At 59.8% G+C, this 19678-nt stretch carries 23 protein-coding genes; 4 read left to right on the top strand and 19 right to left on the bottom strand.

All coding sequences use genetic code 11. The annotated features are described in order from the left end of the window. Positions 1-6: 6 nt before the first annotated feature. From DX909_RS13980 to DX909_RS13950, 7 genes are all read right to left on the bottom strand, one after another. Entirely contained in the window at positions 7-978 is a 972-nt protein-coding gene (locus DX909_RS13980; protein ID WP_128545804.1) for a 1-phosphofructokinase family hexose kinase, read from the bottom strand. Then, positions 975-1325, bottom strand: a complete 351-nt coding sequence (locus tag DX909_RS13975) for a hypothetical protein (protein WP_128545803.1) — start codon at positions 1323-1325, stop codon at positions 975-977. Before DX909_RS13975 ends, DX909_RS13980 begins: the two co-directional genes overlap by 4 nt. 35 nt (positions 1326-1360) lie before the next feature. Next, the gene (locus DX909_RS13970) at positions 1361-1690 is read right to left on the bottom strand and encodes a hypothetical protein (protein WP_128545802.1); all 330 of its coding nucleotides are present in this window, start codon (positions 1688-1690) and stop codon (positions 1361-1363) included. A gap of 10 nt (positions 1691-1700) precedes the next feature. Further along, the gene (locus DX909_RS13965; RefSeq protein WP_128545801.1) at positions 1701-2039 is read right to left on the bottom strand and encodes a hypothetical protein; all 339 of its coding nucleotides are present in this window, start codon (positions 2037-2039) and stop codon (positions 1701-1703) included. A gap of 113 nt (positions 2040-2152) precedes the next feature. Then, the gene (locus DX909_RS13960) at positions 2153-2506 is read right to left on the bottom strand and encodes a hypothetical protein (protein WP_128545800.1); all 354 of its coding nucleotides are present in this window, start codon (positions 2504-2506) and stop codon (positions 2153-2155) included. Between the two features lie 72 nt (positions 2507-2578). Continuing rightward, positions 2579-3145, bottom strand: coding sequence for a hypothetical protein (locus tag DX909_RS13955; RefSeq protein WP_128545799.1), 567 nt, complete (start codon positions 3143-3145; stop codon positions 2579-2581). 31 nt (positions 3146-3176) lie between these two features. Next, the gene (locus tag DX909_RS13950; protein WP_128545798.1) at positions 3177-3512 is read right to left on the bottom strand and encodes a hypothetical protein; all 336 of its coding nucleotides are present in this window, start codon (positions 3510-3512) and stop codon (positions 3177-3179) included. Positions 3513-3635: 123 nt separating this feature from the next. Between DX909_RS13950 and arfB the strand changes: the two genes are divergently transcribed. Then, positions 3636-4037, top strand: a complete 402-nt coding sequence (arfB, locus tag DX909_RS13945) for an alternative ribosome rescue aminoacyl-tRNA hydrolase ArfB (RefSeq protein WP_128545797.1) — start codon at positions 3636-3638, stop codon at positions 4035-4037. A 9-nt stretch (positions 4038-4046) separates the two neighbouring features. On the opposite strand, the gene DX909_RS13940 is transcribed toward arfB, so the two are convergent. From DX909_RS13940 to DX909_RS13900, 9 genes are all read right to left on the bottom strand, one after another. Further along, entirely contained in the window at positions 4047-5096 is a 1050-nt protein-coding gene (locus DX909_RS13940; protein ID WP_164851280.1) for a DUF3500 domain-containing protein, read from the bottom strand. Positions 5097-5142: 46 nt separating this feature from the next. After that, positions 5143-8322: a VPS10 domain-containing protein gene (locus DX909_RS13935; RefSeq protein WP_128545796.1), complete on the bottom strand. Its 3180-nt coding sequence runs from the start codon at positions 8320-8322 to the stop codon at positions 5143-5145. Positions 8323-8379: 57 nt separating this feature from the next. Continuing rightward, on the bottom strand, positions 8380-9078 hold the full coding sequence (locus DX909_RS13930) for a 3-keto-disaccharide hydrolase (RefSeq protein WP_128545795.1): 699 nt from the start codon (positions 9076-9078) through the stop codon (positions 8380-8382). A gap of 10 nt (positions 9079-9088) precedes the next feature. Then, the gene (locus DX909_RS13925) at positions 9089-10492 is read right to left on the bottom strand and encodes a Gfo/Idh/MocA family protein (RefSeq protein WP_128545794.1); all 1404 of its coding nucleotides are present in this window, start codon (positions 10490-10492) and stop codon (positions 9089-9091) included. Between the two features lie 205 nt (positions 10493-10697). Continuing rightward, entirely contained in the window at positions 10698-12038 is a 1341-nt protein-coding gene (locus tag DX909_RS13920; RefSeq protein ID WP_128545793.1) for a hypothetical protein, read from the bottom strand. Between the two features lie 197 nt (positions 12039-12235). Further along, positions 12236-12637 carry a hypothetical protein gene (locus tag DX909_RS13915; protein ID WP_128545792.1) on the bottom strand — a complete coding sequence of 134 codons (402 nt, stop codon included), beginning with the start codon at positions 12635-12637 and terminating at the stop codon, positions 12236-12238. 8 nt (positions 12638-12645) lie between these two features. Then, positions 12646-13146, bottom strand: coding sequence for a hypothetical protein (locus tag DX909_RS13910; protein ID WP_128545791.1), 501 nt, complete (start codon positions 13144-13146; stop codon positions 12646-12648). Positions 13147-13511: 365 nt separating this feature from the next. Then, positions 13512-13883, bottom strand: a complete 372-nt coding sequence (locus DX909_RS13905) for a hypothetical protein (RefSeq protein WP_128545790.1) — start codon at positions 13881-13883, stop codon at positions 13512-13514. 60 nt (positions 13884-13943) lie between these two features. Next, complete coding sequence (locus tag DX909_RS13900) at positions 13944-14513, bottom strand: hypothetical protein (RefSeq protein WP_128545789.1); 570 nt, start codon at positions 14511-14513, stop codon at positions 13944-13946. Positions 14514-14823: 310 nt separating this feature from the next. Between DX909_RS13900 and DX909_RS13895 the strand changes: the two genes are divergently transcribed. From DX909_RS13895 to DX909_RS13885, 3 genes are all read left to right on the top strand, one after another. Further along, positions 14824-15390, top strand: coding sequence for a Crp/Fnr family transcriptional regulator (locus tag DX909_RS13895; protein WP_128545788.1), 567 nt, complete (start codon positions 14824-14826; stop codon positions 15388-15390). 74 nt (positions 15391-15464) lie between these two features. Further along, positions 15465-15800, top strand: coding sequence for a darcynin family protein (locus DX909_RS13890; protein ID WP_128545787.1), 336 nt, complete (start codon positions 15465-15467; stop codon positions 15798-15800). Further along, positions 15797-16531 carry an SDR family oxidoreductase gene (locus DX909_RS13885; protein ID WP_128545786.1) on the top strand — a complete coding sequence of 245 codons (735 nt, stop codon included), beginning with the start codon at positions 15797-15799 and terminating at the stop codon, positions 16529-16531. Before DX909_RS13890 ends, DX909_RS13885 begins: the two co-directional genes overlap by 4 nt. On the opposite strand, the gene DX909_RS13880 is transcribed toward DX909_RS13885, so the two are convergent. From DX909_RS13880 to DX909_RS13870, 3 genes are all read right to left on the bottom strand, one after another. Then, positions 16528-17766: an MFS transporter gene (locus DX909_RS13880; protein ID WP_128545785.1), complete on the bottom strand. Its 1239-nt coding sequence runs from the start codon at positions 17764-17766 to the stop codon at positions 16528-16530. The two genes, DX909_RS13885 and DX909_RS13880, sit on opposite strands and share 4 nt — an antisense overlap. Positions 17767-17770: 4 nt before the next feature. Continuing rightward, complete coding sequence (locus DX909_RS13875) at positions 17771-18652, bottom strand: ChaN family lipoprotein (RefSeq protein ID WP_128545784.1); 882 nt, start codon at positions 18650-18652, stop codon at positions 17771-17773. 139 nt (positions 18653-18791) lie between these two features. Then, positions 18792-19556 (bottom strand): 3-keto-disaccharide hydrolase, encoded by a 765-nt coding sequence (locus tag DX909_RS13870; protein WP_128545783.1) that lies wholly within the window; start codon positions 19554-19556, stop codon positions 18792-18794. Positions 19557-19678: the final 122 nt, after the last annotated feature.

Below are 19678 nucleotides of genomic sequence, written 5' to 3'. Positions count from 1 at the left end.
GCCCGCTTATTCGAGTTGGCTGGGAAGGGACTGATACCGGCTTCCATACTGGTTGATCCAGTCGAGCAGGCGGTCGACGTCCGCTTTTTTGAAGAGTTCAGTGCCGGGGTTCATGGTCGCGGCCGATCCGCAGGCCACCCCGAGCCGGACCATTTCCCCGAAGGTTTTGCCCTGAGAGAGCGCCCAGGTCATGCCGGCCACCATGCTGTCGCCGGCGCCGACCGTACTCAGTTTCTTCACCATCGGGGCCGGCACGTGTTCGCACTGGTCTTTTGTGACATACAACGCCCCCGAAGGCCCCAGCGAAACGACCACTACTTCACAATCTCCGCGGGCAATAATGGCTTTGGCCGCATCGTCGACGTCATCCGCTTCGAGTTTTTCGACCCCGGCCAGCTTGCTCAGTTCGCCGAGGTTCGGTTTCAGCAGGTACACCCCTTCGTTAGCGGCCAGCCGGAGCGGTTCGCCGGAGGTATCCAGAATAAAACGGGCACCGAGGCTGCGTACCTCCCGGGCGATGCGGCCATAAAAGTCATCGGGCAGACCGGGAGGGAGGCTTCCGCTGGCAACGACGTACTCGGGTCGGGCAGGCAGTTCACGCAGGGCCGTCAGCAGAGCGTCGGCCTCGGCAGCCGTCAGCGTCGGGCCGGGCAGGCCGAAGCGGTATTGCGCGTTAGTGCGGGTTTCGGTAACGATGAAGTTCTCCCGGGTCCATTCCTGCGTGGCGATGATCCGGAAGTCGATGCCTTCCTTTTTCAGAAGATCCTGAAGCAGCTGGCCGGAAGGGCCTCCCGACGAGAAGAACGCCAGCGACCGTCCGCCCAGGCGTTTCAGGGCTTTTGAAACGTTCAGCCCCCCTCCGCCCGCGTCGTAGCGGGGCGTCGAGCAGCGCAGTTTCTGTTCGGCTACGAAATAATCGACCGTCGTACTTTTATCAACCGCCGGGTTGAGCGTAAGCGTGATGATGGGGTAGGTCATGAAGTGGGTACAAGTTGGTCTCCCAAAGTCGTGAGCGCCTGCCCGAGGTTCCTCATCAGAATCGTCAGTTCGCCTTCCGGGCCGATTTCAGCGCCGAATTCCAGCACGGCCGTACCCAGGTCCTTCAGAATCGGCTGGATCGTGTCCGAACCGGCGGAGTTTTCGACGGCCTTCTGCAATTCCGACAGTTTTTCGGCCATCGGGCGGGTGTTTTCAGCTTCATTCAGAATACCGATCCAGGGCGCAATCAGACTTTTTCCGTCGTTCACTGCCCTGGAAGCCGGGTCCTGGCTGAGCGCGTCGAGCGTCCGGTCGAGCAGCTCCATCGTTTGAGAGTGGGTAGCCATAAGATGAAAGCAATATTAGGCGGAAAGCGCCGGATTTACAAAGAGGTGGCCAGCGTCTGGATCGCGTCGGCCAGATCGGCCAGTGGCCGGCGCAGGTCCGCGTCGGCGTTGGACGCCAGCACGCTCGTCTGGTCCGAAAGGTCGAGCAGGATCGTACGGACCACCACCGCATCGGGGTTGCCGCTGTCGATCTGGCTTTTCAGATCGTTGAGCGAGGTGATGATCTGCTGCGTCTGGCCGGAAGGTTCCAGCGTGTCGAGCCACTGATCGAGCAGCGGAAACGCGTCGGGCGGGATGATGCTGGTAATCCCGCCGTCGTTCAGAGAAGTAACGGTCGTTGTAATAAGCTCCGTAGGCTGTTCCATGGTTACTGTCTTATAGTTGGTTACCGAAATCATTCAGCGCCTGGGCGATCTGTTCCAGGTCGTTAACCCAGGGGCCCTCCAGGTTCTGCGCCAGCATATGAGTCCGGTAGGACAGATTGCCGAGCAACTGCTTCAGCTGGTCCGTGTCGGGATTGGGCATCATCAGCATGGACCGGAGCTGCATCAGTTCCTGCCGAAGCGTAGCCGCCGGCTGCGACTCGCCGATGACCTTCAGCCAGTCATCGATAATCGATAGACCGTCGCGGGGTGAAACATCGGCAGGGCCGTCTCCCTGCAAGGTGCTGAGCGTCGCTCGTATGGTGGTCTGGGTTAGTGCGTTCGAAGGCATGAGAGGACAAATTGTTGAGTTGTTGAATGATTGAATTGTTGAATAAGCGCTGCCATTCTGAGCACCGCGAAGCTTCATTCAATCATTCAACAATTCATTTATTCAAAAATTGATTACGCTAGTTGGTTTCCGAAGTTCCTTAAAGCCGTGGCCAGGTTCTGAAGCCGGGCCGGGAATTCTCCGCCCGCCTGCGGGACCCAGCGTTCGGTCTGCTCGGCCAGGCCCAGCAGAATGTTTTTGACGTGAACATTGTCGATCATGGGCTCCTGCAAAGCGGCTTTCAGTTTCTGGAGCGTTCCGGCAATGTTGTCGGCTTCGGAGGTTTTAAGGGAATGAAGCCAGTCGTTGATGAGCGACAGCCCTTCCTGGCTTGAAATAGAAAGCGGCCCGCCGTCGAACGACTGCATCGTCGAATCGATCAGCGTCACGGCGTTGGCGTGCGGAGCCTGAGAATGTTGGTTTGCCATACGTTGTAACTATTGTGAATATACGAACTAATTAGTGAGGTCGGAACCGCTTTCGATCCGGCCCCGACGTCTTTACAGCTGCCGGCTGTTGCCTCCGCCCTCGCCGGTCGAACTGCGTTCGGGGCCGGCGCCGGTAGGCTCACTCGGTCCGGAATCCGGGGCGCCTGCGGCTGTGGCACCGGTGCCCATTTCCGGGGCACCCGCGTTGCCGGCCGCGCTGCCGGTGCCGGTCTGGGTGAATATCTGCCCGCGGCCCTGCATGAAATCCTCCTCGCCGGCGCCTTCATGGGGCTCCCCGGCAATCAGGTGTCCGAAGGACCGCAGGGACTTGGCCAGCTGGTTGAGTTGCGGTTCGATCACCTCATCGGCCGATTGGGCCGCGTCTTCCGTCTGGGAAGCCAGGTTATGCAGGGTTTCCTTGATCTGCTGGGTATCGGGGTTACCGGCCTGGAGCAGGTTTTTCAGTTCCTGGAGCGTTCCGGCCACCTGCTGGGCGTTTCCGTTGTCTCCACCGCTGCGAATGGCCGTGATCCAGTTGTCGATCAGCGAGATACCGTCCTGGGGGGAAACGGAGGAAACGGCGCCGTTGAATACCTGCGTCGTGGTGTTGATCAGCTGGGTTGAGGGCTGAGATGCCATGATCTGTATAACTTCGTTTAAGGTGTTTCGTTTATTTGGCCATGGCCCGGCTGAAATCCCGAAGGTTTTCGACCAGTTGGTTGAGGCCGTGACGACTGTCGCCGGTGGCGTTTGTGGCAATGACGGCCGTCTGGTCGGCGATGTCTTTCAGCAGTCGCTGAACCGCCACCAGGTCGTCACCGTCGAGGGCATCCCGAAGCTGTTCGAGCGCCGGAACGACCGTGGTCCATTCGGGCTGGGTTCGGAGGATCACGATCCAGTCTTCTACCAGATTGACGCCCTCGGCCGTGGTCGACGAGGGGGCCCCTCCGCCGAGCGCCTGGTTGGTATCGTCGAGCATCGTATCGATTTTTTCGTGGTGTGCCATGTCGTTGCCTGTTTGGTATTCGTCGGGCGGTTGTAGTATGAAAGAACCCTGAGCCTGTTCGATTGTTTGTACCTTTGGCCGGTATTTGGATAAAAATGATTAAACAAACCGGCCGTAACGCGCATGGACCCCACACGACTTTTTCCGGAATTGCAGTTTCAGTTTGCCCGCAGTGGCGGCAAAGGCGGTCAGAACGTCAATAAGGTTTCGACCAAGGCGGAGCTGTATTTCGACGTTCCGAACTCGGCCCTGCTGGGTGAGGAAGAAAAGGCGGTATTGCTGGAAAAGCTGGCCGGCAAACTGACCACGGAGGGCGTACTGGTGCTGTATCACCAGACCGAACGGTCGCAGCTCGCCAACCGCGACAAGGTGACCGAAAAGTTCTGTCAACTCATCCGGAAAGCCTTCGAGAAGCCTAAACCGCGCCGGGTCACCAAACCGACCAAAGCCTCGAAGGAGGAGCGGCTGGGAGAGAAACGGAAACGCCGGGAAGTGAAGGAAGGAAGACGGAAAATCGACTTCTGAGCCGACCGGCTATTTGTGTTCGTGCTGGTAATGTTCCGCCAGCACATCTTCGCCGAAATCACTGTTCAGGTCCCGCACGACGGAATGAACGTGGTTGGCGTTGTTCTGCGCGTTGTCGTACTCGATCAGGATCGTCGGGCCGTGGATGCGGTAGTATTGCCCCTTGCCGGGTCCGAAGCCGGGTTGCCGGTCGCCCGCCCAGGCAAAGACCAGCTTCTCCAGCCCGGTTTTTCTGAGCTTGTCCATCTGCTGGTTCTTCAGCGTGACGTGGTAGTTGTTCAGATAGGTTTCCAGCAGCGCCATGAACGTTTTCTGCTGACTTTCGGTCATCTCCGGCATCGGCAGCCCCTCCATTTTTTCCAGCGACGCCTTCCGTTTGTTGGTGGTGAAGATGTCGTTCGGGCAGGTTTCACTAATCAGCGCCTTCTTCAGCTGGTCGCTGTTCAGCGAATTGACCAGCGCCAGCGCCAGTTGTTCCTCGTCTTTCAGAATCTGTTTGCCCTTCTGCGGAACCTCGATCCGGACGATGCCCGGGTTGCTGCCCAGAAAAGCCGGGGCCATGCCGATGATCTTGCCGTTCAGGGAGGAGAATTGAAGCGACAGGTGGTGTCCGTCGACCCGCCAGCCCCAGGGTTTGTCCTTGTCGGCCCCTTTTCCGGTCGGTTCGCCGAAGAAGGTGAAGTAATAGTTATCCTGATTGCGGTAGGTGTCGTTCGGCGGCCGGTTTTCCACTACCCGCAGCACGTTTTCGAGGTCGATGATGGAAGTGGCTTTCGTGTAACCCTGATCGCTCAGGGCGGTTTTGAGGAGGGCCAGGGCGGCTTTCTGCTGCTCGGGTTTCATCTTGCCGAGCGGCAGTCCCTTGCGTTCTTTCGGGATGTAATACCAGTTGAACCGTTCCTCGCTCTCGAACGGGTAGACCGCCAGCTGACGCTGGGTGTTGTCGAGCGTGCCCAGAAAGGCCTGTACGGCCGAGGCCATTTCCCTGCTGATGGGTTCTCGGCGAGCGGGCACAAACGCCAGGAGCAGGCTGGTCAGGAAAATCAGGGGCTTTTTCATGGAGGTTCAGGATTCTTGTGCGAAAGGTACTAAAAATATCACTTTTTCACTTTATATCCTCATATCTCTTCAAAAGCTGCAACGGCATGACGGCCACCCTCTCGCAGTAGGCCGACCATCGGCTCCGAAAAAAGCGGTTGTTTTCGTCCAGCCCGTTCTGAAGCCGCGTTTCCACCGCCCCCACCAGCCGGGATTCGGCAGCGGTGGGCACGTCCGTCCGTCCGATCAGGAAAAGCCGGAGTTCCTGAATCTGTTCCGGCAGGCTTTGCCGTCCGGCAATGGTGTCCGCCCACCGGTTCTGTTCCGTCCGGAGAAGCTGCCGGATCGAGCGGGATTCGGACCGGAGGGCTTCGAACTCCGATCCCTGCCCGGTTTGGGTCTGTTTCAGCACCAGGTCCGCCCCGTCCAGAGCCTCCTGAATCCGGTGCGCGGCTTCCGCCAGCCGGACCTGACAACGCGAAAGCCGGTCGAGCAGCGCCCGGCGGGCCGCGACGGCTTCCGGACGGTAGTCGAGGGCGGGGTCGGGTTTGACGGTCACCTCGGTCGAATCCCGGAGATTGCCGTAATGGAAAACCAGTTTGTAGCGTCCGGGAAGCACCGGCAGAGCCTCCGGCCCGGCACCGACCGAAGCCCCCGGCATCCGTTCGTGCAGGTCCCAGGTGATCTGCTGCATCCCGGCGCTGGTATCCGCCGGCTGGCCGAGTGTCCGCAGAAGGCGGCTGCCTTCGTCGTAAATCCGCACAAATAACGAATCGGCGGAGCCGGAAACCGATGCGGGTGTTTCCGATTTTGGAAGGGCGGAAACGGCGGTTGCCGGAGGGGTCGCCGGCCGGGCCGGAGGAGCGCCGGATTCCTTCGTCCGCATGATGCTCCGGCGTAGCTTGCTGCTGGCCGGCGAAGCGGAGGAAGATGATGGGGTTTCGTCGGACGGGGACGGACGGCTGCCGGGGGCGATAAAGAAGGTGAGCGTCACCCCCTCGGGCCGGTTCCGGCCCGAGTAATGGTTTTCGGCCCGGCTCAGGCTTCCGGCCGGTTTTCCGACGGCCGTGAACCACCCTTCCGGCGACTCGAAAACCAACAGCGGGCGGTCGAGCAGCCGAAGCCCGGAAGCCGCCAGCCGGCGCAGGGGCCGGAGGTTGTCGAGAACATACACCGACCGGCCGCTGGTAGCGATGATCAGGTCGGCTTCCCGTTCCTGAAGGGCCAGCCCGGTCACCGCCACGGAGGGCAGGCCGTGTACCCAGCGGGTCCAGCTTTTTCCGTCGTCGATGCTGATCCAGAGGCCGGTTTCGGTCCCGGCAAACAGCAGGCGCGGTTCCACGGGGTCCTGAAGAAAGCAGAGCGCATAGCCGCTCACCCGCCGTTCATCGAGGAGCCGTATCCAGGTCTGCCCATAGTCGGTAGTGCGGAAGACGAACGGGCGGCTATCCCCGCCGTTCCGGAAATTTTCGGCCGTAAGGAACGCTTCTCCGGCCCGGTGTCGTGAGGTTGAAATCTGCCGGATGGGAACACCCGCCGGCAGGCCCTGAATGCGGTTCCGCAGATTCACCCAGGTCTTTCCGCCGTCGCGGGTCAGATGAACGCTTCCTTCCGTCGTGCCGGTCCAGAGAATGCCCGGTTCTCCGGGACCCGGAGCCACGGTAGTGACGGCGGCCGAAGGACCGGCCAGTTCGGGCGAAACGGGTTGCCAGGTGTCGCCCCGGTCGGATGATCGGTACAGAACCCGGCGGCCGAAATACAGCGTGTTGGGCGCGGATGGGTCCACGGCCAGCCCGGCTTCGGGCGCGGAAGTCCGCAGGGCCGCCGAATCGGTCAGCAGCGGGTCGATGGAAATGGTCTGCCCGGATTGCCGGTCATACCGCATCAGCCGGCCGGTTTTCGAGGCTGCATACACAAAGCGGGGCGCCTGCGGGTCGGGCTGGAGGGTGGTTCCGTCGGTCAGGATCTGCCAGTCGTGGTTGCGCAGGCCGTCCGGGCCAAATCGATAGGCGGGTCCGGTCCAGGTGCCGTTCCGATCCGTACCGGCATAGATCCGATAGGGCATCTGATGATCGGAAACGACGGAGGTGAAGGTACCGACAGGCAGGGTTTCTGGCTGGTTCCAGGTGCGGCCCCGGTCGCGGCTGAGGGCAATCCCGCCTTCGCTGCCGGCGATGAGCAGGTCCGGCCGGTCGGGATGAATCCAGAGGGTTTGCTGGCCGGCGGGCAACCGGTCGCTCAGGAGCTGAAAGGTTTTGCCGCCGTCTTCCGACACCGCCGGTAAGTCGGCCAGCAGATAAAGCCGGTTTTCATTGCCGGGATCGACTTCGATCTGCCGGATGCCGGTTAATGGTTTGTCGTTGATATTCAGGGTATTGTTGACCGAAATCCAGGTTTCACCCCCATCTTCGGAACGGTACAGCGTCGATTCAGCCTGGGCGAACACCCGGCCGGGTCGGCTTCGCGAAATGGCCAGCCGCATCGGCCCGCTGCCTTCCGGAAGCCCGTCGGCCCGGCCCTTCCGGCTCCAGGTCCGCCCGCCGTCGTAAGTGATGAACAACCCGGAACCGGGGCCGCCCGACTGGAGTGCCCGGGGCGTCCGGTGGTGCTGCCAGAGCGTCGCCAGCAGCTTCTGCGGGTTGGTCGGGTCCATGACCACATCGGCCACGCCCGACTGCTGGTTGGTGAAAAGCAGCTGCTCCCAGCTTCGTCCCCCGTCGGTCGTGCGGTACAGGCCGCGTTCGGGATGGTCGAAAAAGGGGGAACCCAGCACCCCGGCGTAAACGGTATTGGGCTGGCCGGGATCGATCAGGATGCGGCTGATGTGAAAGGATCGTTCAAGCCCGATTCGTTTCCAGGTCCGGCCCCCGTCGAGCGATTTGTACAGGCCGTTGCCGGAGCCGGTGATGCGGTCGGGATGGGCTTCGCCCGTGGCGACCCACAGGACGGCGGGGTTGTTGGGCTGGACGGCGACGGCACCGATGTTCAGGGTGGCCTGGTCGTCGAACAGGGGTTTCCAGGAAGTCCCGCCGTTCTCCGACTTCCAGACCCCGCCCGAAGCTGTTCCGGCCACGATGACGTCCGGTTGGGTGCGGACGGCATCGACGGACGTCACCCGGCCCCCGGCCGTGGCCGGGCCGATGCTGCGGGCTCTGATTTCCTTAAAAAGCGCGGAGGGAAGAGGCTGGGCGGCTGCTTCTATGCACAAACTACCGAACGCTGCGAGCCAGAAAAGAACGTGCCTCATACGGAAAAAGGGGTGGCCCGGCAATCCGGGCCACCGAATCGACTGAATACCAGTAAACTATAACTCCCGGATGCGGATGTTTCGGTACCAGACCACTTCCTGAGGGCTGTGGTTCTGGAGCGCAATTTTACCTTTGGCGTGCGGTTTGGCATACGCCCAATCCTTGAACTTGCTTTGGGACACCATCTGCTTCCAGGCGTCGCTGCCGTAGTGGTATTCCACCACTTTCTTCCCGTTCAGGTAATGCTCGACGTGGTCGTTGTTCACGATGATCCGGCCGGTATTCCACTCACCGGCGGGCTTCACGACGTTCAGGTCGCTGGGAGCCTGCATGTCGTAGTTGGCGCCGGTCATCTGGCTGCCCTTCAGTTTGGCGCCGTCGCCCAGCTGATAGCCCTTGTCGTCGATGACCTGGTATTCCGGTCCCGACATGTAGGTGGTTTTGTAGTCCGGGCTTTCGATGACCTTGTAGATCACCCCGCTGTTGCTTTTGGCGGGCAGTTTGAACTCGAACTCCAGTTCGAAGTTCTCGTATTCCTTATCCGTCACGAGGTCCCCTCCGGTTCCGTCGGGCGTCAGGGTTCCGTTTTCGATATTCCAGCCGACCACCTTGTCTTTCTGGTAGCTGTGCCAGCCTTTAATGGCTTTGCCGTCGAAGAGCGACACCCATTTCCCCGGTTTTTTTTCGGGGCCGGTAAAGCTCGTCAGGGAAATGATACCGGCCAGCAGGCCGATTGCAAGGGTTCTTCTTTTCATGGTTTAGTCGTTATACGGTATTCTGAATTTTCATTGCATTCGGGTCCCATCCGACGATCTGCTTTTTGAACAGGCTGATGTTGCCGCACTGGGTCGGACCGCAGGCCCGCAGCCCGAAGGTGGCGTCCTCAATGGACGGCTTGTTGTTCCGGATGGAATCGAAGAAGTTTACGAAGTGCTCATAACGGTCGCCCTTATACTCCTTCGGCGTTTTATAGACCATCTCGCGCGGCCCTTCCATCTCGTACACGGTCGGGTAAAGCTTCTTGTATTCATTCAGGTAGGCTTCCTGCTGATCTTTCGGGAAGTTGTCGATCGACAGGCCCGGCGCCTTGGGCAGTTTGTGGTGCCGGACGGTCAGGCTGTCCCAGCCGATGGCCAGATCGCCTTCCGTGCCGACGAGCCGGACGAGGTAGCCGCCCCCGCCCCCGTCGACGAAGTTGGCCCGGGTGGTGAGGTTGAACTCGGGATGTTCGGCGGTTTTGGGGTAGTCGTAAATGGCGAGGTGAAGGTCCGGCACGTCGCGGCCGTCTTTCCAGTACCGCAGACCCCCGCTGGCGAAGATCCGGTTGGGACCTTTGGAACCGGTGATGGTGTGGAGCGTCGTCAGGAGGTGTACGTAGAGGTCACCGGCCACGCCCGTGCCGTAGTCCTGGTAATTGCGCCAGCGGAAGAACCGCAGGGGGTCCCAGGCCCGTTTGGGGGCGGTGCCGAGGTAGGTGTCCCAGTCGACGGTCTGCGGAGAGGCATCCGGCGGAATCGAATACTGCCAGGCGCCCATGGCACTGTGCCGGTCATACTGCGCTTCGGCGAAGACCAGCTCGCCGATGTCGCCGGCTTTCAGGAGTTGTTTGGCCTTGCTGATGATGATGGAACTGGCAAACTGGCTGCCCACCTGGAAGACCTTTCCGGTTTCTTTCTGGACTTTGATGATCGTGTGGCCGTCCTCGAACTTCTGCACCATCGGCTTTTCACAGTAGACGTGCTTGCCTTTCCGCATGGCGTCGGTCGAGATTTTCTCATGCCAGTGGTCGGTGGTGCCGTTGATGATGGCGTCCACGTCCTGACGCTCGATGATCTGGCGGTAATCGCGGGTGGTGAAAAGGGCATCGCCCCACAATTCCTTCGCCCGGCGCAGACGGCCGTCGTAGAGGTCGCAGGCGGCCACCATCTCCACGCCTTCGACCATCAGGGCCGTCTGGGTATCGCCGATGCCCATGCCGCCGGTGCCGACGAGGGCGATCCGGATGCGGTCGTTGGCGGCCGTGCTGTTATGACGTTTGATCAGGTTGAGATAAGCCGGGGCGCTGCCGGTGCCGGCCAGTGCCGCCGGGGCCGTTGCCGCTGCCGTGCCTGCCAGGCCCAGTTTTTTAATGAAGGAACGACGGGAGGAAGCCTGTTCAGGTTTTTCCATAAATTGAGAAAGTAAGGTTACAAGGAGCCGTAAGTTACGACTTTTTATAATAAGCTCCCATGAAAAAAGGCCCTCAGTTCGACTGGGGCCGGGAAAACCTTTACTTTCTAAACGGAAAAGAGACCGTCTTCCGCCGGAAATCCGGCTTTTTATTTTTATTGTCAAACACCCCGGCGGGTATTCAGCCACCCGCCGGGGCAGTCGGTTACAACGCCCGTTTCATGCGGAAGAAGCCTTCGATCCGGGCGGTCCCGAGGTAGCCCCGGGTGTCGTTGTACACCCCGGCCTTCTCCATCTCGAACTTCCCGATGATGTAGTCGCCTTTCTTGCCGAACCGATAGAAGGTGAGGGCGCCGGGGCTGGGAATGAAAACCGGCGGAACGGCGTAGAAGTGTTTGTAATACACTTTTCCTTTTTCATCCGTAAGGTGAAAGAGCGGACTGGTCGGTTCGAGCGACCACGGCATCGTCATGCTGGTATAGGTCAATGCCAGGTTCTCATCCGTTTCCACCGGAGGCTGGTAGGTCTGGATGTTGACGCCCCAGTTGTTTCCTTCCTGCGTAACGCCCGCGGCCATGTCGAGATACCGGATGCCCTGCTGGGTCAGCAGCCGCCCTGTCGCCAGGGTGGTGATCCACTTGCCGCCGTTTATCCGGAAGGTGAGGCCCTCGCTGCCGATATAGAGGTTCGACACCAGCTGCAGTTCCCCGAAAGTCTGGCCGTCGATGGAGGTCGGAGCCTTCAGTTTAACACTCACCGCCACCGGATTCACGGCGGGCAATGCGTTGGGAGCCACATACCGGGCTTTCCAATTGTCGGGTGTCAGGTTTCCGGAACCGGCGAGCTTCCAGGTACTTGCGTCGATCAGATCCGCGGGGGAAACATACGGTTCAGGAATTTCCGTATCCTTTACCATCGGCACGAGGATTTCGTCGTTCAGAACGATTACCTCCAGGCCGATATCTTCTCCCGGTTTCACGAAACCGATTTCCGGCAGCAATTTGGCCCGCTCCAGGAGCGCCCAGTCACTGAAGTGCGTCGTTTCTACCGTGACGGCCTGGGCCGCCTTGTCTACCTTTCCTTTGGCCGCCAGCGTCCAGACGCCTTTATCGTTCTGGTAGGCCGGGGCCAGCGCTTCGGCCACCGAGCCGGTCAGCATGGCCGGGTTGTACCGGAAGCGAATGGTTACCGGCTTTTTAAACGTCGTGCCGTGGGGCGACAGCCGGAAGGCGTTGCCCAGCGACTGGGGGCCGGTGCTGCCGATCGGCTGAATGCTGAAGGTCTGGGCCGCATCCACCGCGCCGGCCGGAACGATGATCGTCAGCCGGTCGTCGGCGGAGGTCAGCTGCCCGCCGGCCGGGCCGATGGTCGCGGTGACGGCGGCTCCCTGCGGGCTACCGACCGGATACACTTTTCCGGGCCGCTTCTGCGGTTGTTCGGAGGGAACGTTCGGCTGTTCCGGGCTGACCGGATCGACCTCATGTTTACAGGAGGACAGAGAAACGAGGAGGGCAAAGCCGAAATAGAGGGTCCGTAACGGATTCATTGTCTTTTGTTGTTTACGTCCCCAAAGATAGAACCCGCCAACCCCTCCGGCGGAGCGTCCAACCCGATGAAACGGAAAATGCCGTTTCTGAAGCGGTTATTTTAGCCGGATAATCAGGCCCGTCGTTTCCGGTTCCGGGCATAAAAAAAGCCCCTCCGGATGGAGAGGCTCTGTAGGATATCCTGTCCGCTGCGCGGTCAGATGACGTCCTGTCGGGCGGCTTCGGGATCGTTGTAGTTCCGATCGAGCTGGTCCGTCGATTTCATGTCCGACGGCGCTTCGGCGGTCTGATGGTTTTCCATGGGGCCTTTTTTTACGGCGCTTTCGTCGAGGGCCTCGCGGGGCTGGTCCATCATCTGGGCCGTCTCCTGGGGCCGTTCGGCAGGCTGATAGGGGTCGGCGTCCCGGGCGTTGACGTCATAGGGACGCGCCGAATCGCCGGTATCCGGTTTTTCCTCCATGCCCTCGTCGGGGCCGGGGTCTGCCTGGGACGAAGGCCGTCCGGGAACGTGTTCCTTCGTACCCGGATTCGTGCCCTGGGTGGGAACGTCGGAACCCGGCATACCGGGTCCCTTCGATGCATCCTTACCGGTTTCCATACGCTTTCTTAGTTGGAACCGCCCTGGTTATTGATCTCGTGCGAACGGCCCGGCTGCGACGGTTCGGTTATTTCCGGACGGTCGGGGCGGGATTCGCCCGGGAGGTCGGGAATTTCGGGGCCGGCCGGGACGGGTGCCGGCGGGCTTGGCGTTTCCGGGGCCGCCGGGATCGGGTTGTTGGGGTCCGGCGTTGCCGGGATCATTTCGCCGGTCGGATTCTGAGTGCCCTCCTGGCCCTGAATCTGATCCTGATCGTCGTCATTCCGGCCCACATCAACCCGGTCGTAGGTTTTATGATTGGGGGCGTTGAGGCCCTGTTCTTCGTCGTTGGCATACTGGTTGGTGAGGTCGTCGGGCGAGATGCTTTCGGTATCCGCCGTCGGCACGAGCTTTCCGTCCACCAGTTTCACCATATGAGTCTGAGCCTGATCCTGACCAAACTTGTCGTCGGCGTGGTCGGGGTCCATCAGGCCGGCCGGTCTTGAATCATGAAACACATTTGATTCCATAACGTCGTTACGTATTAAAGGGTGAGGGCTTCTGCAGCCGAAAAACATTTCTGTAATAACCGTTCAGTCAGAAAAAGGTTTTCCGGCGCGGGAGACGGCAAAAAAGGAAAACCTCCGGAGCCTGTCCGGGGAAGGGGTGAAGTGCCTTCAGGCACTGCTCTGCTGGTTGCTGCCTTGCGAAAGCTACAGCCATTCAGTCGCTCTGCGACTCAAATCAGGGCATCGTCCTTTCCGGCAGCCGTGCCCTTGTTCCTCAGGATGACAAAAACGGGCGGGATGGCAAAGGGCGTCGGGAGGATAAGCCGGTCGGGAGGACAAAAGGGTTTCTCCTCACAACCGCTCAGGGGCTGAAGGCTCTCCGGAGGTCAGGGTTTGGGGCCTTCCTCCGGCTTCTCCGAATCACCGAAAAGTTCGTTGAAAAAACCTTTGGCTTTTTCTTTCACCTCGTCGAGGGTTTCTCCGGCGTCGCCCCGGAGTTCTTCCAGTTTTTCGGAGAGGACACCGAGTTGTTCGGCGGCCTCGACTTTCAGTTCGGCCAGCTTCTCGGCGGCTTCCGATTTGATTTCCTCGAATTTTTCGCTTGCTTCGGCTTTCACTTCCTCCAGCCGGGCCGAAGCCGTCTGCATGGTTTCCCGGGCTTCGACTTTGAGTTCTTCGATTTTGCGGCCGGCGGCTTCCTGGGCCTCCTGGGCGGTTTGGGCGGCCTGGTCGGTGAGTTGTTTCAGTTTGTCTTCCATGCGGTTCGGGGGATGAGTGAGCCGGTCAAGTTGGACAGAATTTCGAAAATATCAAATTTTTCAGCCTAACCGTCTCACAATTAACCCGTTGACAAGGTCGAACAGGGCGCCGGGTTTCAGCGTCCGCCAGTTGTCGATCTCGTCGAGGGTGCCGCCGAAGTTCATATAATAATCCAGGCGATACCGTTTCCACTCGCTTTCGACAAAATCCCGGAAATTCACGGCCGCGATCCAGCCGTCTTCCACATCCTCGAACCACTCCTCATAGTAAGAATCGTCGGAACCGTGAAAATTCAGGATGTTTTCGCCGATCAGGATAAATTTGTTGATCTGCCGGTCGACGAGCGGGTCGATGACCTGGCGCTTCAGATACATGATGTCGTTGTGCAGCGTGTCATTCCATTCGCCGAACAGCTCGATGATCACGAACCGCCGGTGGTAGTCGGCAAACAGAATCTTGCAGTAGAGCGTCTCGGAACCGATCTCATCCCAGAGCGGGTGAATGTAATACCCATAAATATCATGGGTATAATGGGTCATGTCGTAGGTTCGGCCGTAGAAAGGAGACTGGGGATCTTCGGAAGCGATATAGTGCTTCTCCCAGTTGTAAAAGGGTTCAATTTCGTGCATAAAAAATCCGGCGGTACGTTGAGCAGGCCGGCTATGACAAATATAAGAAGGATACGGGGCTGGGGGGATTCCGGGGCAGATTAAAAAACGATAAACAAAAAAGCCCGGACGCTTTGCAGCCGGGCTTTTCTTCGGAAACGTGTATGGCAGCAAAAACTCTACCTCCTCAGAGCCTTATACCGCTTGCCATAGACTTACGAGCGAGAAGCCCCTCCGGATTTCTCCCGGCCGAAAAAATTTGAATTATTTTTTGTCTTACTGGTAAGTGTCTGTAAGTTAATCAGTTAATCGGTAAAAAAACCTAATTGTTGTGGAACGACTTCTGGCCCTCATTGAAAGCAGTTCGGTTCTGACGCCCGGAGCGCGGTCGGCGCTGTCCGGCCTTTTCCGGCCACGCACCCTGGCCCGTCACGAATTTCTGGTCCGGGCCGGCGAGCCGACCTACGACGTCGCTTTCGTACTGGAGGGCGTTCTGCGAGCCTATTTCACCTCGCCGGACGGCGTCGAGTACAACAAGACATTGTTCATGGAAGACGATTTTCTGGCGATCTATTATTCCTTTCTTCAGAACCGGCCCAGTCATCTGCACGTGCAGGCGCTGACGCCCTGCCGCCTGCTGGTGGCCGACTATCGCCGGATCGAGGCCCTGTATGACCTCTATCCCTGCCTCGAGCGCTTTGCCCGCCGGCAGGCCGAATACCTGTTTCTGGTGAAGGAGCAGCGCGAGATCGACCTGGTGACGCTCGATGCCCGGACTCGCTACGAAAAGTTTCTGCGCGAGTACCCCGGCCTTGACCAGCGCATTCCCCAATACCATATCGCTTCCCATCTGGGCATTACGCCCACGCAACTGAGCCGAATCCGGGCAACCCTTTGAGCACCGTTTCTTTACCTATGTAAATGACATTGGCCGGGCAGTGCCTTTGTTTTGCTCTGTCAACGATTCAAACGATGAAATACACGGTTTTTGTCCTCTATCAGACCACACCGGCCTGGCTGGCCCGGACCCGGGAGCAGCGCAGTGCCTTTTTCAGCGAAACCGTCGCCCCGCTGCTGGCCCGCTATGAGAACCGGCTCAGCGCCCGGTTTTTCGACAGCGAGGCTTTTCACGCCCTCGTCTCCGACCTGCTGATGATTTCCTGCGACGAGTTGCAGGACTACTACCATTTCATGGAGCACCTCCGGGATACCGCCCTGTTCACGGTGCCGTATGTGGTGCTGAAAGACGTGATCGTCTCGCTGGAAAACGGGTTCCAAAAGTTTGAAAAAGGAGAGCTGCGACCATGAAAACTACCGGAAACACCATTCTGCTGACGGGCGGCACCTCAGGTGTCGGGCTGGCTTTGCTGGAGCGGCTGTACGAAGCCGGAAACCGCCTGCTGGTGGTCGGGCGAAATCGGGAAAAGATCGCCGAACTGGCCCCCCGTTACCCGGAAGCGCGGTTCATGGCCTGCAACCTTTCTTCCGAAGCGGACCTTCAGCAACTGATTTTAACCCTTCAAACCGACTTTCCGGATTGTAACGTGCTGATCAACAACGCCGGGGTGCAGTTCAACTACCGGCTGGGCGATGACCCGGAGGCCTATTCCCGCATCGAGAGTGAAATCCGGACGAACCTAACGGCGGCCGTCCAGCTTTGTGAGGCCCTCCTGCCGGGTTTTCGGCGGCAGCCGGAGGCCGCTATTCTGAACATTACCTCCGGGCTGGCCCTCTCGCCCAAGCGTTCGGCCCCGGTCTACTGCGCTACCAAAGCCGGCCTTCGCATCTTCACGAAAGCGCTGCGGTACCAGTTGGAAGGAACCCCGGTCCGGGTGATGGAGGTGATGCTGCCGTTGGTGGATACGCCCATGACCAGCGGGCGTGGGCGCGGCAAGATCAGCCCGGAACAGGCCGCCGATGAAATCCTGCGGGGCTGGGAAGCGGACCGTCCGGAAATTTATGTCGGAAAAGCCGGGATGTTCCGATGGATCTACCGCCTGGCCCCGGCGCTGGCCGACCGCATGCTCAGAAACGGTTAAACCCTGGTCGATTCTTCCAGGTTCGGGACCGGCCGGAACTTCCACCACGCCAGCGCGCCCACGGCCGCAATGCAGAGCGCGAACCAGTAGAACGGAAACCGCAGGTCCAGAATCGACAACCCTCCGAACACCACGGTCGTGGTGAAGCTGGCCAGCCCGTTGAGCGCCTGGTTGATGCCGAAGATTTCGCCCCGATCGTCGTCGGTGGTCAGGCGGGCGGTCAGCCCTTCGAGCAGGCCCCAGATGAGCGAGATGGTCAGGCAGTCGACGGTGACGATGGCATATAGCCCGAACAGGGAGGTTCCGACGTTGGCGTAGGCTACATGGATCAGCAGCCCGGCGAGTGCGAACCAGACGATGGTCCGGCGCTGGTCGATGCGGTCGGCAAGGTAGGTGTAGAACACAAAGTTGATCACCACGCTCAGGAGACCGAAATACATGAAGAAGAACGAGATGCCGCGGGCGTCGAGGTGCAGCGGACCGAGGCTAATGAAGGTGACGAAGTAGAAATAATACCCCTGGCTCATCATCAGGCAGATCTGCATCACGACCAGAATCATCAGCCCCGGCTTGTCACGGTCTTTCATCCGGAGCCGGTTCCAGAGCGTCAGGACGTTGAGGGAGCGCACCACCTCCCTCCGCAGCTGCGCCGGTTCGAGGGGGCTGCGGTTGCGGTGGGTTTCCTTCAGTAAAAAGGAAAGCAGCAGATTGAGGGCCGACAGACCGATGGCGATCTGCACCACGGTCCGGGCCTGCTCGGGGGCCGGCACGTCGAGGGCGGTCAGGAGCAGGCCCGAAACCATCGGTCCCAGCACGAAACCGAACGACACGATGGTACCCTCGATGCCCATATTCCGAAAGAGGTCTTCCTTCGGCGAAATATCGGCGATGGCCGACCGCACGGTGGCATACATCCCGTTGGTGAGGCCGTCGCTCAGGCGGTTGCTCAGGTAGGCCCAGGTCCGGATCGGCAGCAGGAGCAGGTCGGCCAGAAACGTGCCTGTCGCAGCAAGCCGCATCACGGGCCGCCGGCCGATACTGTCCGACAGCTTGCCCAGCAGGGGGGCCGAGAACAGCTGAATACCCAGAAACAGGGCCGTTCCGACGGCCAGCCAGAGCTGCGGTTCGGGGCGGCCCTTGACGAAATCCGGCAGGATCGGGCTGATCGCCGAGCCGACGACAACATCCACAAATACAATGGCGTAGATCAGCAGCAGACGGCGGTCTTTCAGCATTCGCTCAGTAGGTCTTGGTCATGTCGTCGGGGATGAGCAGGACGAAGCTGGCCAGATTCTCACCGGTTTTTTCGGGCCGCTCCAGGTCAGGCACCTCGACGGACGCGATGGTTATGATTTTCAGGTCGGGCTGTTTCTGGCGCAGGTACCAGACGATGCCTTCGAAGTTATTGGAGTGATAGGAGCCGTTGAGGTGCAGGAAGGTGGTGCCGGGTTTGCGGTTCTGCAGGATGAAGTGCGCCATGGTGGCATCCTTAATGGCCTGCGCGCGGGCAAAGTTCGCGGCCGGGTCGGCGGCCGCCGTGCCGCCGGTCGCCGGGGTGGGCGTATCGCCGTGCATCATGCCCAGCATGGCCTTGTAGCCGGGCAGATTCAGGTCCACGTCGATGGGCAGGGGCGCAATCCAGCTTTTGTCGCGGGCGGGCAGCGAGTCGAGGGCCGTCAGTCCCTGGCGGGCGACGGTGCCCGCATACCGCCGGGGCACGTTGGTCGCGATCATGGCGATGCGGTTCTGCCGGGCAAAGTCGACGATCGGACGGTAGTCGGTAGCGTAGTTGGCCCAGAGCCGGGCCTGTTTGGGAAATTCCTTGTCGGTAATCCGTCCGCTGAGATAATCCGACAGCGCCGGCTGATTGTCGGCTTCGAACATCTCGGCTCCCAGCACGAGCGCGTCCTTTTTCTCCCCGTACAGGTCCTTCGCCAGCTGCAGTTCCATCCAGTGACAGATCGGGTTGTTGTGCAGTTCGCCGAACAGGACGACATCGGCGCGGGCCGCTTCCTTCAGCATCTTGTCGTAGCTGGACGGTTTCAGATTGCCCGTCAGGAGCCGGTAAGCGGGTTTGTCGCTCATAAAGGCCAGGCAGTAAAGCAAAAGAAGATACTTCATGGGGCAAGGCAGATACACGTAAAGTACGTATTATCCGGGCAATATGTTTCGGACGGGCCGGTTTTTCTGCCGTCTGGCCCCAGAAGCGGACAGCCTCCGGCCGGGTGGACGGAGGCTGTCGGAGTGGGGGCGGAGCGGCTTAGAGTTCGCGAATCCAGACGTTGCGGAAGCTGGTCGGGTTGCCGTGGTCCTGAAGTTTGATGGGGCCTTTGCCGTGGGGCTTCACGATGGGCAGACCGACGTAGGGCGTCGGGCCTTTGATGGCCGTATGGTTCTGCACCAGCACGCCGTTATGCAGCACGGTGATGTAGGGCGGGGCCAGCATCATGCCGTCCTTGTTGAACTTCGGGGCAGTATAGATGACGTCGTACATCTGCCATTCGCCGGGTTTACGGCTGGCGTTCACCAGCGGCATGGTCTGTTTGTAGATCGACCCGGCCTGGCCGTTGGAATAGGTACGGTTATCGTAGCTGTCGAGCACCTGGAGTTCGTAGATGCCCTGCATGAAAATACCGCTGTTGCCGCGTCCCTGCCCGGTGCCGACCACCTCGGACGGTGCCCGGAATTCGATATGCAGCTGATAATCTTCAAATTCCTGTTTGGTCTGAATATCGCCGGCTCCTTTGGCGACGGTCATGGCGTTGTCGGCCACGGTCCATTTGGCGGCCGAGCCGTCTTTGGAAGAAACCCAGTTGTTGAGATTCTTGCCGTCGAAAAGCACGATGGCGTCGGAGGGGGCGGTGAGGCCGGAAGCCGCGGGAGAGGAGGTTCCGGCAGTGACGATGCGCGGAACGGGTTCCCAGATTTCGGTCGATTCGGGGGTCTGCTTACTGGGCTGAGGTTGAGCCAGGGCCAGCCCGGCCGCCCCCGTAAGGAAAGCAAGGGTCAACGCACTTTTTTTCATTGATCGAAAAGAATTTGAGGTATACGCCTTCAAAGATAGGGCAATTGTCAAATTCCTGTCCTTGCCTGAGAAAAATTGGTAACTTTCCGCGCTAATCGCCAAACCTAATGATGTTCAACTTT

The sequence above is a fragment of the Larkinella soli genome, assembly GCF_003703975.1.
Classification (GTDB): domain Bacteria; phylum Bacteroidota; class Bacteroidia; order Cytophagales; family Spirosomataceae; genus Larkinella; species Larkinella soli.
The sequence above is the reverse complement of the archived record's forward strand: the minus strand, read 5'-3'. Positions and strand labels throughout refer to the sequence as shown.